This is a genomic window from Kribbella sp. NPDC026611 (genome assembly GCF_040638345.1).
Lineage (GTDB): Bacteria > Actinomycetota > Actinomycetes > Propionibacteriales > Kribbellaceae > Kribbella.
The window spans coordinates 776,747-790,823 of the sequence record NZ_JBEZYC010000001.1 but is presented as its reverse complement, the minus strand read 5'-3'; the positions used below and the strand labels follow the sequence as shown (position 1 = coordinate 790,823).

Below are 14,077 nucleotides of genomic sequence, written 5' to 3'. Positions count from 1 at the left end.
GATCGAGTCGACGTTCCACCTCCCAGTTGCCGCCGGAGGCGAAAAGGTTGCCGAGGGCGGTCAGAACAGGTCGCCGTACACCACACCGCGGCCGTAGCCGCCCAGGTAGACGCGGCCGTACACATCGGGGTCGCCGATGATGACGGAGATGGCGCTGCCGCCGAACTGGTGCTGGTCGTCGTTGATCCGGACCCAGGTCTCACCGCCATCGATGGAACGGAACACCCCGGTGATGCCCTTCACCGTCCCGCTGAGGTAGAGGGCCTGGTAGCGGGCGCCAGGAGCCGGCTTTCCGAACCCGATGCCGTAGGCCTGTTGCACGCTGCCGAGCTTGATGAAGCTCGCCCCGCCGTCGGTGGAGTGCAGGAGCCCGTTGCCTCCGCTCGTGATCCACAGGTCGCCCGCGACGCCCGGGGTCGCTTTGAGGCTTCCTTCGGCGAGGCCGGTGGCGCGGGCGGTGAAGCCCCGGCCGCCGGTGCCGGCGTACAGGGTGCCGCCGCTCAGGGCGTAGAAGGTGTTCACCGCCGAACGGTCGGCCACCACGGTGGCGTCCACGGGCAGGCCGGAGACCGCTGACCAGGTCGACCCGCGGTCGGTCGACCAGTACGGCCGCTGGCCCGAAGGCGTCCAAACCACGGTGCCGCCGTCCGCCGAGACCGCCGTCGTCCCGCCGCCCGCGTCAGCCACCGGAACTCCGGTGAAGGGCGTCCAGCTGGCGCCGCCGTCGGTCGAGTAGGCGCCATGCTGTGCACCGCCGAGACCGACCCGCACCACGAACCCGGGCTTGGCCTGGGCGAAGTCGATACCGGTGGTGTTCGTGAACTTGGGTCCGCTGAGCGCTTCGGAGGGCACCTTGGTCAGGTCGTCGTGCCGGAACCCGCTGACGTCGCCGAGTGCGCTTATCAGGGGCAGGCCGGGCGGCTTGGCCAGCCCGAGCACCGCGGTCTCCTCGATGCCCTTGGCCGGGATCGTCCAGTGCGTGGAGCCTCCGTGGTCCGCAGCCGTGACGTCGCGGCTGCCCCACATCCCCGATCCGGTCACGTACAGCACGTGGCCGGAGTCGAAGGGGTCGATCGCCAGCGAGCCCATCCAGTGCCCGATGCCGTTACCGACGTACGGCGCTGCGGAGCTGTCCCGCACCGAGGTCGCACCGAGTGCCGTCCAGGATCCGCCGCCGTCGGTCGACCGGTACACCTCGTCCGAGGGCCACCAGCGGTCCAGGGTGGTGACCATCACCGTGGAGGGATGCTGCGGATCGACGGCCAGCCCACCGAAGCCATAGCTCCCGCTGGACGGCGAGACGTTCTTCCAGACGCCGGTGGACGGCGTGTATTTCCACACCGAACCGGCCGTCACGCCGTTCGGGCCCGGGGTGTTGGTGTACGTCAGGTACAGCGACCCGTCGCCGGACAGCACACCGTGCTGCGGCAGCTGCCCGCTGGGCTGGCCGTGTACGGCCTGCCAGCTGCTGCCACCGTCAGTGGAGCGGTACAGCGAGGTGGCATTGTCGGCCACCCCGACATAGATCGTCCGGCTGCCGGTCGGCCCGAAGGTCACGAAGGACAGGCCGACGCCACTGCTCGCGCCGTCCTTGACCGGAAAGCTCCCGACCTGACTCCACGTCACGCCGAAGTCGGTGCTGCGCCACAGCCCGTTCTTGCGGGTGCCGAGGTAGAGCGTGCCATGGTTGGCAGGGTCCACGGCCATCCGCTCGCCCATGGATCGGCCGTCCTCGTTGCCGCCCAACTTGAACGGCAGGTCGGTCCGCTGGAACGTTCGGCCCTGGTCGCTGGAGCGCAGGATCGCACCGTTGCCGGCCCAGCCGTTGGTGTAGCTGCCGCTCGCGAGGTACAGGCGGTTCGGGTCGACCGGGTCGGTCGCGAGGCTCTCAATGCCCAGCAGGTTCCAGTCGCCGCCACCGATCCAGTCGGTCAGCGGCATCCACCGGGCGGAGGGGGCGTCCCAGCGGTACGCGCCGCCGACGTCGGTGCGCGCGTACAGCAGGTCCTTGCGGGCGGGGTTGAAGACCAGCCCCGTGACGAAGCCGCCACCGACGATCTGTGCGTTGTTCCAGGCGTATCCACCCGAGCCGGACGCCTTCTCCAGCCGCCACTGCTGGTTGGTACTGCCCCTGTCGGCGAACTGGATGAGCGGCACGCCCTCGCCACTGGAGCCACCCCACACGTCCAGCACCAGGCCGCTGTTACGGGAGACGACCTTCACCGCCGAGCCGCCGACGTCTTCGAGCTTCCACTGCTGCGCGGTGGAGTTCCGGTCGGGCTGCTGCTCGACGGCGGCGACCGGCTGTTGCGAAGCACCCCGTACGCCGAGGACCTTGCCGCTGTTGCGGTTCGTCAGCTCCCAGTACCCGTCGCCGGCCGGCGTCAGCCGCCACTGCTGGCTCGGGGCACCGGCCACGCGGGCCGCCTGCCGGACCCAGACGCCATCGGCCGTGTCCGCCCCGATCACGTCCAGCACCTTGTCGCTGCGGACGGACACCAGCGTGTAGTAGGCGCCGGATTCGACCGTCGCGGCGTCCGAATCGGCCGGTCCGAACAGCAGGTAGGTACCGAGGATGGCGGGCAGAGCCAGCGCCAGGCCGATCAGCGACCGCCGCCGCCAGCGCCGGCCGCGGTCGTTCGCGGTGGGATCCGTCTCGTTAATGGCCTGCTCCTTGCGTCGGGCGTGTGATCGCTTGCTGGATCGCCCGTCAGTTGCCGCTGCGCCGCAAAAGGTTGCCGCGCTACTCAGGCAAGGGTTCTGCGTGTCGCCTCTCGGAGGGCCTGCGCGACAGCTCCAGAGGTGATCGGTGCGCCGTCGGAGGCCAAGACGGCGGCAGCAGAATGCAGGTACGCGCCAACGCCTGCAGCTTCGAACGGACGCAGTCCGGAGGCCAGGAGAGCTCCGCAGAGGCCTGCCAGCACATCTCCGGCTCCGGCGGTCGCCAACCACGGCGTGGCGTTTCCGCTCACCTGCACACGACCATCGGGGGCGGCGATGACTGTCGTTGCGCCTTTGAGGAGGATGGTGGCGTCGAAGCGCTCGGCTGCTTGGCGGGCGTGCTTGAGGCGTTCGGCTTCGACGGTTGCGCGCTCCACGCCGAGCAGGCGGGCGAGTTCGCCGGCGTGCGGGGTGGCCAGGATGTCGGTGTGGTCGCCGGAGTCGTCGAGAGCCTTCAGTCCGTCGGCGTCGAGGAGGACCGGCTCGTCGGCCTCGAGCAGTTCGCGGATGCGCGGTACGTCGAGCTCGTCACCAAGGCCGGAACCGATCGTCCACGCCTGGACTCGGCCGGCGCCGACGACCTCCGGGTGCGCCTCGCGAACCGCTTGCGCGACGGGGTCCGGGCCGATGTAGCGGACCATGCCTACGGGCCCGGCCAGGGCGCCGGCGGTGGCGATGACGGCGGCGCCGGGGTATTGCGGGGAGCCGACCATCAGGCCCAGGACGCCGCGGGAGTACTTGTCGGACTCGCCGTGCGGGACGGGATAGAGGTCTCGGACGTCGCCGGCTTGGAGCGACTCGATGGGCGCCGGTGGGAGGTCCAGGCCGATGTCGATCAGGTGGACCGGTCCGCAGGCGGTGGCGGCGGGGTCGATGAGGTGGCAGGGCTTGTGGGTGCCGAAGGTGACGGTCAGGGTGGCTTTGACGTGTGGCTCGGGGGTTTCGCCGGTGTCGACGTCGACGCCGGACGGGGTGTCGACGGCGATGATGGGTACGTCGTGGTCCGCGGCGACCTGCACAGCGGCGAGCGCGTCCGGGCGGAGACCGGGACGACCGCCGATACCGACGATCCCGTCGATCACCACATCTGCCTTCGCGATGGCTTCCGACGTACCGACGCGACCGCCGGCCAGCTTCAACGCTTCCAGGCCTGCGGGGTGGGCCTTCGGGGAGAGCAGGACGGCGGTGACCTGGGCGCCGCGACGGGCGAGGCGGGCGCCGGCGTACAGGGCGTCGCCGCCGTTGTCGCCGGAGCCGATCAGGAGGACGATCCGGTTGCCGTAGGTGCCGCCCAGGAAGTTGCTGATGGCAACGGCCAGGCCGGTGGCCGCGCGTTGCATCAGCGTGCCCTCGGGGAGTTTGGCCATCAGTGCGGCCTCGGCGGCCCGGACCTGTTCGACGGTGTGCGCGCGACGCATCCTCAGCCCTCCAGGACCACGACAGCGGACGCGATGCCGGCATCGTGACTCAACGACAAGTGCAGACTCTGTACGCCGAGCTTCGCCGCCTGGGCCGCGACCGTGCCGCTGATCTCCAGCCACGGCCGCCCGGTCTCGTCGGTCTGCACCTCGGCGTCGTGCCAGTGCATCCCCGCCGGCGCACCGAGCGCCTTCGCCAGCGCTTCCTTCGCCGCAAACCGCGCCGCCAGCGAAGCGGGCGGCTTCACCGCCTCCACCGCGGTAAACACCCGGTCCCGCAACCCCGGCGTCCGCTCGAGCGTCTTCATGAACCGATCCACGTCGACCACATCAATACCCACGCCGACGATCATGCCCATCACCCTAGCTCGTGGACTGCCGCACGCTGAGGTCGACAGCCAGCGACAGGCGGAGGGCAGAAGGAGTCTTGCGCTCCGACAGGTCCAGCAGGAGACGGGCGGCCAGCGCGGCCATCTGCTGCAGCGGCTGGCGGATCGTGGTCAGCGCCGGCGTCACCCACTGCGCCAACGGAAGATCGTCGTACCCGACGACCGACAGGTCACCAGGGATGTCCAGACCAAGCTCGCGGGCGGCCTGATAGACGCCGAGCGCCTGCATGTCACTGCCGGCAAAGATCGCGGTCGGCCGGTCGCTCAACCGCAACAGCTTGAGCGCCTCGCGGTAGCCGCCCTCCACACAGAAGTCCCCGTACGAGATCAGCGCCGGATCAACCGCCACCCCGGTCGACCGCAGGGCATCCGTATAGCCGTCCACCCGCTGCCGGGAGCACAACGTCTCGACCGGCCCGCCGATCATCCCGATCCGCGTGTGCCCGAGCGACCGCAGATGCATCGTCGCGAGCCGCCCGCCGTCCCAGTTCGCCGAGCCGATCGACGGTACGTCGTCGCCCACGTCCCCCACCGGATCCACCACCACGAACGGGATCCGCCGCGCCTCCAGCTGCGCCCGCTGATCCGGATCGAGATCCGAGAACACCATGATCACGCCCAGCGGCCGCCGGTTCAGCACGGACTCGATCCATTCCTGCCGCGGCCGCCGCGCACCCCCGCACTCGGACAGCACCAGCTCGACGCCCGAGGCCCGGACGACCTCCTCGGCGCCGCGGATCAGCTCCATCGCCCACTCGCCCGCGAGCTCGTTGAACACCAGGTCGATCATCGGGCTCGCCGGCGTCCCCGAGCCGCGCCGCCGGTACCCGTGCTCCTGGATCAGCTCCTCGATCCGGGCCCGGGTCGACTCGGCCACGTCGGCACGCCCGTTCAGCACCTTGGAGACGGTCGGCACCGACACACCGGCCTGTTCCGCGATCTTCGCGATGGTGGTCCGCTCGGTCACGTCGCCTCCACGGCTCGAAACTTTCGGCCAGCCTACGGGACACTCAACGATGAACTCGCCGTCCGTGGGTGTCCGCGACGCCGCTGAGGCGGTAGAAGAACGTGTTGACCTGATCCCGCCACTCCCGCGCGTTCGCCAGCTGCGCCTCGAAGCGGGTGGTGACGTTCTCCCGGACCGCCGGTTCGAACCGGTCGGCGATCGTGTTCCACCCGGCGACCATCGCCTCGACCTCGGCGTACCCCTGGAACCGGCTGTCGTAGATGTGCTGCACCACCGACACCCCGCTCTGCAGAACGTGGTCGTAGGCAACATGATGGAAGAACAAGAGCAGCTCGTCCGGACACGTCCGCACGTCCTCATAGATGCTTGCCAACGGCTCCGGGTACTGCGCTGTGAATCCCGACCCACTCGCGACCGTCCGGTCCACCCCGACCCCGTGCCGGTCCGCGAAGTGCTGCACCCCCAACCCGGAGTACTCGTACCCGTTCACGTTCGGCCCGTAATGCGTCCCCGGCGCCACCATGAACCCGACCCCGAGCGGCGCGGTGTACCGCTCGTACGTCCGCCACGACCCCGCCATGATCCCGACCAGCTCAGCCCGCGTCCGCTCGTCCATCCCAAAGGTCGCCGCCGCCCACTCGTGCAACAAACTCACCGCGTCGGCGGCCGGATCCCACGCCAGCCGGCCGAATGCATAGAGGTTGCTCTGCGCAAGCTTGTGTCCGGTCCAATTGCCGTCATCGCCAACGTTGGACACGCCAACCACCACATCGATGCGCTGAGCAACAGTCTGCCCGGCGAGCTCGGTCTGCAGCACCTCCCGCCACCACGGCGCCAGGTAGCACAGGTCCCGCTGCTGCCCGGAGTACTCCTGCGTCACCTGCAGCTCGAGCCCGGCCCGCGTCTCCTGCAACTCCCCCAGCAACGGCGACACCGGCTCCCGTACCTGGAAGTCCGTCGGCCCGTGCTTCACCTGCAGTACGACGTTCTTCTCGAACCGCCCGTCCAGCGGCACGAACCGGTCGTACGCCGCCCGCGCCCGATCCGCCCGCCGATCCCGCCAGTCCAACCCGGAGACGCCGGAGCACCGGTAGAACAGCGTCCCGCCGTACGCCGCCAGCAGCCGCGCGACCAGGTTCGCCACCTCGAACGACACGCCGTCGACGACCAGCCCACCGAGATCCGGAATCGCGTCGTACATCCGCGCGATCGCCGCCGACCACCACTCGGCAGCCTGATCATCCGCTTCCACCGCCAGACTCACCGCGATCCCGTACTCGCGGAACACCGCCGCCAGCCGGGCCATGTCCGGCAACGGCCCACTCGTCAGCGCGACCGCGTTGATCCCGACCGAGGCCAGCAACCGCGCGTACGAACGCACCCGGGTCAGATCCTCGACCACCCGGCCGGCGCGGAAGAAGATCGATCCACCGGAGTACCCGCGGGTGACCGAACCGGACAGCTCGTCCCAGTGATCGAGCATCCGGACCGCGGTCGCCGGCCGTTCGACGACGGTGAAGTCCCCGGCCATCCACTCGAAGTACCGCAGCAGATAGAAGAATCCGTACAGCAGGCCGTGGCCGGCCTCGGCCGCAACCACGACTTGGTCGCCGCGTCGCACCACGACGAAACCCTCAGCACCGAGAACATCACTCGGCACCGCCGCCTGAACCTCAGCCGGCAAAGGCGTTTCGTGCACCCGGTTCAGCAGGCACAGGGCCACCTCGGTATCGGTCCGGGACCGGCGGATCTGGCGGAGCTCGGCACGGACGGTCTGGGCCAGCACGCCAGAGGCGTGCACGGTGACCTCGGGGAGCCGTTGGGTACCGAGCCAGGCGGGGTCGACACTCATCGTGCGTGATCCTCCCACAGCAGCCGGTCACCGAGCGGTGACCGAAAGTTTCGGGATCGTGCACAGGTTGAGACAAAGCCCACGTTTGCCCGATGTGGGTGCATCGTGCGCCGGTGGGAAGAATGGGGCTCATGCTGCGGCCGTCGCGGGAGGTGACTCCCTACACCGAGCTCGACCGGGCCACCTGGGCGCAACTGGCCGAGACCACCGTGTCCCCGCTGACGGCGAGAGAGGTGGAAAGGCTCCGCGGCCTCGGCGACGAGATCGACATGGACGAGGTGCGCGAGGTCTACCTGCCGCTGTCCCGGATCCTGTCGCTCTACGTGCGGCACGCCCGCGCCCTGCACGAGGACACCGAGAGCTTCCTCGGCAAACCGGTCGCGACCCGGACCCCGTTCGTGATCGGCATCGGCGGATCGGTTGCCGTCGGCAAGTCCACGACCGCCCGCCTGCTGCGCGAGCTGCTGGCGCGCTGGCCCGAGCACCCGCGGGTCGCGCTCGTCACCACCGACGGGTTCCTCTGGCCGAACGCCGAGCTCGAGCGGCGCAACCTGATGATGCGCAAGGGCTTCCCGGAGTCGTACGACCGGAAGTCGCTGCTGCGCTTCGTGGTCGAGGTGAAGTCCGGCATGGACGCGGTCGAGGCGCCGGTGTACTCGCACCTGCACTACGACCGGATGCCCGGCGTCCGGACCACGGTCGAGCAGCCGGACATCTTGCTGCTCGAGGGCCTCAACGTGCTGCAGCCGGCGCCCCGGCACGCGGACGGCAAGAGCGGCCTCGCGGTCAGCGACTTCTTCGACTTCTCGGTGTACGTCGACGCGGCCGCCGACGACATCCGGTCCTGGTACGTTGCCCGCTTCCTCAAGCTCTGGGAGACAGCCTTCCGCAACCCAGAGTCGTACTTCGTCCGGTACGGCGAGCTGAGCCGCGAGGAGGCGGTGAAGAAGGCGGAATCCCTCTGGGACGGCATCAACGGCCCGAACCTCCGGGAGAACATCCTCCCCACCCGCCCCCGCGCCACCCTGGTCCTGCGCAAGGGCGCCGACCACACCGTCCGCTGGGTCAGGCTAAGGAAGCTTTGACGGCGGGCACGACCGCCAGCACCACCACACCCGCCGTCAGCGCGAAGGCCGCAGCGAAGCCGACGCCGGAGACGATCAGGCCAAAGGCGATCGCACCCAGGCCCCAGCCGCCGTCGTAGGCGAGATTCCAGAGGGCGCTGACTTGGCCGTAGCGGGTCTTCGGGACGCGGTTGTACATCATTGTCAGGGTCAGGTTCTGCGCGGCCCCGAAGCCGATTCCGAACAGGACCGAGCCGGCCAGCACGACCACCGGGCTGGCGAAGAAGACGAAGGACGCGGCACCCAGCGAGGTGACGATCAGCGCGGGAGCCAGCAGCTTCGCGGGGCCGACACGGTCGGCGTGGCGGCCGGCCAACCAGCGGGCGGCGGGTGCCGCGATCGCCTGCAGGAGCAGGGCTGTCGCCAACACCGATTGCTTGTCGGAGGCAACGGCCAGCGGAAGGAAGGTGACGCTGATTCCGGCCGCGACGGTCACCGCGGCGAAGACCAGGGTCGGCATCAGCAGACCGCTTCGCCGTACTCCGCCCAGCACCTGAACGTGCTGCTCTTCGCCGCCCGCGTGCGCCGGCAGGCCGATCAGCGCGATCAATCCGGCCAGTGAGGTGACGGCCGCGAGGACGAACAGCGCGCCGAAGCCGATCACGTGAGTCAGGTAGACGCCGAGCGGGAGGCCGATCACCGCGGGAACGCCGACTGCGACGCCGTACACACCGAGCGCCTCGCCGCGGCGGTTCGACGGGGTGAGGTCCGCGACCAGGGCGACGGCGCCGACGACCAGGATCGCGAGCCCTGCGCCGCGCACGATGCAGACCGCCAGCACCGCCGGGAGCGACGCGGTTGCCAGCAGGACCAGCGACGGCGCGCCCAGCAGGATCAGGCCCAGCCCGAGCACCACCTGGTACCCCCAGCGCGCCAGCAGCCGCGGAACCAGCAGCTCAACGCCCACCGCGGAGAACATCATCGCGGCGGTGGAGGCACCGGCGCCGATCCCGCCGGACCCGTTGGCGGCCAGGTAGAGCGGGACCACCGAGGTCAGCAGGTACATACTCAGTCCCGACCCGAACACCATCATCAGCAACCGCACGAACCGGCTGGTCAGCAGGCTGTCAGCAGGTGCTACCCGGACTGTAGGAAGCTCGCACGCGGTGGTCATGACACTCACGCTAGGCCGATACCGGTCTTCCCTACAGGTCCAGTTCCAGGAGCGTCTAGGGGACCAGTTGGTCGGTGATGAGTGCGGCGAGGCGGTTGAGGGCGGCTTCCAGTTGGGTGGCGGTGACGGAGCTGCAGGACAGGCGCAGCGCGTTGACCGGGCGGTCGTAGAAGTGGCTCATGGGCGTGAAGAGGACGCCGTACTCGTGGGCCGACTTCTCCAGCAGTGCGTCGTCGACGAGGAAGGGGACGGTGACGACCACGAAGAAGCCGCCGGCCGGCACCGTCCAGGTGATCTCGCCGTTCGGGAAGCGGGCGGCGAGGCCGTCGGTGATCGCGCGCAGGTTGGTCGCGTAGATCTCGCGTTCGCGGCGGTTCGCGGCGACCAGGCTGTAGTCGTTCGCCAGGAGCTTGCCTCCGATCACGGCCTGGGCGACGGGCGACGTGTTGACGGTCAGCATGCTCTTCAGCTTGGAGAGCTCGTCGGCGAGGAGACCCGCGCCCGCCACGGTCTGATCGGCGACGACGTACCCGACGCGCGCGCCGGGCAGCCCGGTCTTGGCAAACGATCCGAGGTAGATGACGCGTCGGGAGCGGTCGAGCGATTTCAGCGTCGGCAGGTGGTGATGACCCTGAGCTGGGAACAAGCCGTACGGGTTGTCCTCGATCAGCAGCAGGTCCTCCTCCGCGGCGACCTGCAGCAACTGGCGCCTGGTCTCGACGTCGAGGCTGAGGCCGGACGGGTTGGCGAAGTCTGGCATCACGTAGCAGGCGCGCGGACGCAAACCGTCCGCGCGGGCCAGCTTCACGGCTGCCACCAGCTCGTCGAGGTCGAGCCCGTCCGGGCCGCCGAGGACCGGGCGGACAGCGAGATCGACCAGGCGGGCGGCGCCGGTGATGCCGACGTACGTCGGTGAGATCGCGAGCAGCACGTCCTCCGGGCCGGAGCGCAGCGCGCGCAGGGTGAGGACCATCGCTTCCTGGCAACCGACGGTGACGACGATCGCTTCCGGGTCGACGTGGACGTCCTCGTCGGCGGCGAGGTTGCGGGCGACCAGGTGGTGGATGATGCCTTTCGTCCGCCCGTACTGGAAGATCGTCCGCCGGACCGCGGCCTCGTCGTACCCCTGTGCCCGCAGGTGCTCGGCGAACAGGTCGAGGTACCGGTGCAGGTCCTCGAGCGCGAAGAACTCCTCGGTCGGCCGTCCGGCAGCGAGCGAGATCGCGTCCGGGTAGTGGTGCGAGACCTCGTTGAGGAAGTTCATCGAGTTGAGCGCGCGGTCAGTGAGCGACGCGTGCAGACTGGTCAGCTCGAGATCGGCCATGCCGTCCTCCCCACCGTCAGCTCCCGCACCGCCGCGAGGTCGGCGCACCCGGCGAGCAGCATCGCGTCCCGCAGCTCTTGCCGCAGCTCCGCCAGCGCCTCGTCCGCAGCCTCCACAGCCAGCGCCCAGAGCAACGGCCGTCCGAGTAGTACGCCGGACGCACCCAGAGCGAGCGCTTTTAGTACGTCGAGACCGCTGCGTACGCCGCTGTCCAGCAGCACCGTGCAATCGTTGCCCACTGCATCGACAACCGGGCCGAGGGCATCGATCGAGGCAACCGCTCCGTCGAATTGCCGGCCGCCGTGGTTCGACACCACCACCCCGTCCGCGCCGGCCTCGACGGCTCGGCGGGCGTCGCGCGGGTCCAGAATCCCCTTCACCACCAGGGGAATCGGGCAGCGCTCCCGCAACCAAACCACATCTCGCCAGGAGATGGCCGGGTCGAAGACGGAGGCGGTGTGCGCGGCGACCGCGGACAGGCCGGGGACGACCTCGTGTGCCTCTATCACTTTGTCGACAAGGTTCTCCGGACGAACGTCGGCGGGGAGGGCGAAGCCGTTCCGGACGTCGCGTTGCCTGCGGCCCATGATCGGGACGTCGACGGTCACCACCAGGGCGCTGCAGCCGGCCTCGACCGCTCGCTCCACCAGGCTCTCGACGACGGCACGGTCGCGGAGCCAGTAGAGCTGAAACCAGCTCGGGGTCGTCTCGGCGATCTGCTCGAGCGGTGTACTGCTGAGCGTGCTGATGATGTAGGGAATGCCAACCTTTGCGGCCGCCTGAGCCAGGAGGAGTTCGCCTTGTGGGTGAAGCAGGCGTTGGTACGCCATCGGAGCCACCGCGATCGGGAGCTCGCAGTGGGTGCCCAGGACTGTGGAGGAGAGCGTCGGTTCTGCGGTGGCGGCGAGGACTCTAGGGGTGAGGGTGATGGCGTCGAAGGCTGCGCGGTTGTGGGTGAGGGTTTGTTCGGTGCCGCTGCCGCCGGCGACGAAGTCGTAGACGCTTTGAGGCAGTGCGGCGCGAGCGCGGGACTCGTAGTCAGGCATCGGCGAAGATTCCGCTGAGCCAGGCGGCGGCTTCGGCGTGCGCCTTCCTGCCGCCGTCGAGGAGGCCGGACATCGCGAAGAAGCCGTGGACCATGCCGTCGTACCGGCTGAGGGTGGTGGGGACGCCGGCGGCGTGCAACTTCTCGGCGTAGAACTCGCCCTCGTCGCGGAGTGGGTCGAACTCGGCGGTGATCACCAAGGCCGGCGGGAGGCCTGCGTGGGACTCAGCGAGGAGCGGTGACGCGAGCGGGTTGCGGCCGTCCTCCGGGGTCGGGAGGTAGTGCTTCCAGTACCAGTCGACGGAGGTGCTGTTGAAGAGGTACGGGTCGGTGCCGTTGCGCATGGAGAGGGTGGTGGAGCCGTACAGCGTATTTGGGTACACGAGCAGCTGTCCTGATAGCCCTGGACCGTTGTCAACAGCAAGGAGCGTGACGGCGGCCGCGAGGTTGCCGCCCGCGCTGTCGCCGCCGACCGCCAGGCGGCCTGCGTCGACCTGGAGGCCGGAAGCGTTCGCAGCGATCCATTGGGTGGCTTGGTGGCAATCGTGGACTGCGGTGGGGAAGGGGTGTTCGGGGGCGAGGCGGTAGCCGACGGTGATGACCTGGCAGGGGACGGCGTTGGCGAGTTTGCGGGTGATGCCGTCGGCGGTGTCGATGCTGCCGAGGGTCCAGCCGCCGCCGAAGAAATAGACCAGCGTCGGCAGCGGACCCGCGAGATCAGGGCGATAGAGGCGCAACGGCAGCCCGGCAGCGGTCGTCAGGTCCTCGACGTGATGAACCGGCTCGACCACGCCACCGGCGGCCTGGATCGACGCGAGATCCGCGGCGCGTGCCTCGGCCAGCGTCTGGGTGTACAGCTGCGGTACGCCGTCCGCCTCGCGCGCCGCACGCATCGCCTCGACCTGTGGGTCCAGCGGCATGGTTCACCCCAATCGGATCGGCATCGATTTGTGGCCACGCAACAGCAGGCTGGGACTGCGCACCGGCTCGCCCGCGAGCTCGAGCCGAGGGAACCGCTGGAAGAGCTGACCGAACGCAGCCCGCCCTTCCATCCGGGCCAGCGCGGCGCCGACGCAGAAGAACGGACCGGCCCCGAAGGACAGATGCTGCAGGTCCGCCCGATCCGGATCGAAGGTGTCCGCGTCCGGGTGTTTCGCAGGATCGCGGTTCGCCGCACCCGGCAGGATCAGCACCAGGCTGCCCGCGGCGATCGGCTCCCCCGCGAGCTCGAGATCGACCGACGCCTTCCGGCTGACCAGCTGCACCGAGCTCTGGTGCCGCAGAATCTCCTCGACGTAGTCGGACGCGCGGCCCGGATCGGCACGCAGTACGTCGACCAGCTCGGGACGCGAAGCAAGTTGTTCGAGACCGTTGGTGAGCAGGTTCATCGTGGTCACGAAGCTCGCGTTCACCAGCACGAGCAGGTTGTCGATGAGCTCCTGCTCAGAGAGCTCGGAGCCGACCAGGGAGCTGACCAGGTCGTCGCGCGGGTCCACGCGGCGGTCGGCGATCATCCGGGCGTAGTAGTCGTTCAGCTCGTCGGCCGCCTGGTTGGCGGCGAGGAGTTTCTCGGGCGCCTTGCCGCCGAGGTCGAGGTAGTCGTCAATGGCCTGCGTCCGGTCCCGGAACCAGCCGAGATCCGACCGCGGGATGCCCAGGAATGTCCCGATCACCGTGATCGGCAGCCGGTAGGCGAAGTCGACGAAGTCGATCACCTGCCCGTCCACGCCGGACTTCCCCAGGTCGTCGAGCAGCTCCGCGGCCAGCGCGTCGACGACCGGTTCGAACCCGGTCAGCCGGCGCGGCGTCAGCACGGCCTGGAACACCTTGCGCATCCGCAGGTGCTCCGGCTCGTTCTTGAACATCATCGACCCACCGAGCCGCCGCAGTACGGCGTCCTGCGGGTTCGGGTCCGCCGTCAGCAGCCGGTGGAACCGCGGGTCCTTCAAGGCCTCCTGCGCCGCGTCGTACCCGTTCACGACGACGGCGTACGGCGAGGTACCGGGCTCGAGGCGGCAGACCGGGCCGATCCGGTGCAGCTCCGCGAAGAGCGGCATCGGATCGCGGCGGCCCTGCTCGGAGCCGAGGGCGGCGAGAATCTCGTTCGCACTCCGAGCAGCCAT

11 protein-coding genes are annotated in these 14,077 nt (G+C 69.4%); 1 reads left to right on the top strand and 10 read right to left on the bottom strand.

What is annotated here, in order from left to right:
* Positions 1–60: 60 nt before the first annotated feature.
* The 5 genes from AB0E69_RS04005 to AB0E69_RS03985 form a co-directional block, all read right to left on the bottom strand.
* On the bottom strand, positions 61–2,559 hold the full coding sequence (locus AB0E69_RS04005; RefSeq protein WP_360140387.1) for an RICIN domain-containing protein: 2,499 nt from the start codon (positions 2,557–2,559) through the stop codon (positions 61–63).
* 188 nt (positions 2,560–2,747) lie between these two features.
* Positions 2,748–4,139, bottom strand: a complete 1,392-nt coding sequence (locus AB0E69_RS04000; RefSeq protein ID WP_360139107.1) for an NAD(P)H-hydrate dehydratase — start codon at positions 4,137–4,139, stop codon at positions 2,748–2,750.
* A gap of 2 nt (positions 4,140–4,141) precedes the next feature.
* Positions 4,142–4,492: a holo-ACP synthase gene (locus AB0E69_RS03995; protein WP_360139104.1), complete on the bottom strand. Its 351-nt coding sequence runs from the start codon at positions 4,490–4,492 to the stop codon at positions 4,142–4,144.
* A 10-nt stretch (positions 4,493–4,502) separates the two neighbouring features.
* Complete coding sequence (locus tag AB0E69_RS03990; protein WP_360139101.1) at positions 4,503–5,495, bottom strand: LacI family DNA-binding transcriptional regulator; 993 nt, start codon at positions 5,493–5,495, stop codon at positions 4,503–4,505.
* Between the two features lie 43 nt (positions 5,496–5,538).
* Complete coding sequence (locus AB0E69_RS03985; RefSeq protein ID WP_360139098.1) at positions 5,539–7,347, bottom strand: alpha-glucuronidase; 1,809 nt, start codon at positions 7,345–7,347, stop codon at positions 5,539–5,541.
* Between the two features lie 131 nt (positions 7,348–7,478).
* Here AB0E69_RS03985 and coaA point away from each other — a divergent pair, with 131 nt between their 5' ends.
* The gene (gene coaA / locus AB0E69_RS03980; RefSeq protein WP_360139095.1) at positions 7,479–8,432 is read left to right on the top strand and encodes a type I pantothenate kinase; all 954 of its coding nucleotides are present in this window, start codon (positions 7,479–7,481) and stop codon (positions 8,430–8,432) included.
* Here the strand turns inward: coaA and AB0E69_RS03975 are convergent.
* From AB0E69_RS03975 to AB0E69_RS03955, 5 genes are read right to left on the bottom strand one after another with little or no spacing between them, the layout of a single operon-like run.
* A complete protein-coding gene (locus AB0E69_RS03975; RefSeq protein ID WP_360139092.1) occupies positions 8,413–9,585 on the bottom strand; it encodes an MFS transporter in 1,173 nt (390 codons plus the stop codon). The two genes, coaA and AB0E69_RS03975, sit on opposite strands and share 20 nt — an antisense overlap.
* 55 nt (positions 9,586–9,640) lie before the next feature.
* Positions 9,641–10,909 carry a PLP-dependent aminotransferase family protein gene (locus AB0E69_RS03970; RefSeq protein WP_360139089.1) on the bottom strand — a complete coding sequence of 423 codons (1,269 nt, stop codon included), beginning with the start codon at positions 10,907–10,909 and terminating at the stop codon, positions 9,641–9,643.
* Entirely contained in the window at positions 10,891–11,955 is a 1,065-nt protein-coding gene (locus AB0E69_RS03965; protein WP_360139086.1) for an alpha-hydroxy acid oxidase, read from the bottom strand. The genes AB0E69_RS03970 and AB0E69_RS03965 overlap by 19 nt, the downstream gene beginning before the upstream one ends.
* The gene (locus AB0E69_RS03960) at positions 11,948–12,874 is read right to left on the bottom strand and encodes an alpha/beta hydrolase (protein ID WP_360139083.1); all 927 of its coding nucleotides are present in this window, start codon (positions 12,872–12,874) and stop codon (positions 11,948–11,950) included. The genes AB0E69_RS03965 and AB0E69_RS03960 overlap by 8 nt, the downstream gene beginning before the upstream one ends.
* A gap of 3 nt (positions 12,875–12,877) precedes the next feature.
* Positions 12,878–14,077: a cytochrome P450 gene (locus AB0E69_RS03955; protein ID WP_360139080.1), complete on the bottom strand. Its 1,200-nt coding sequence runs from the start codon at positions 14,075–14,077 to the stop codon at positions 12,878–12,880.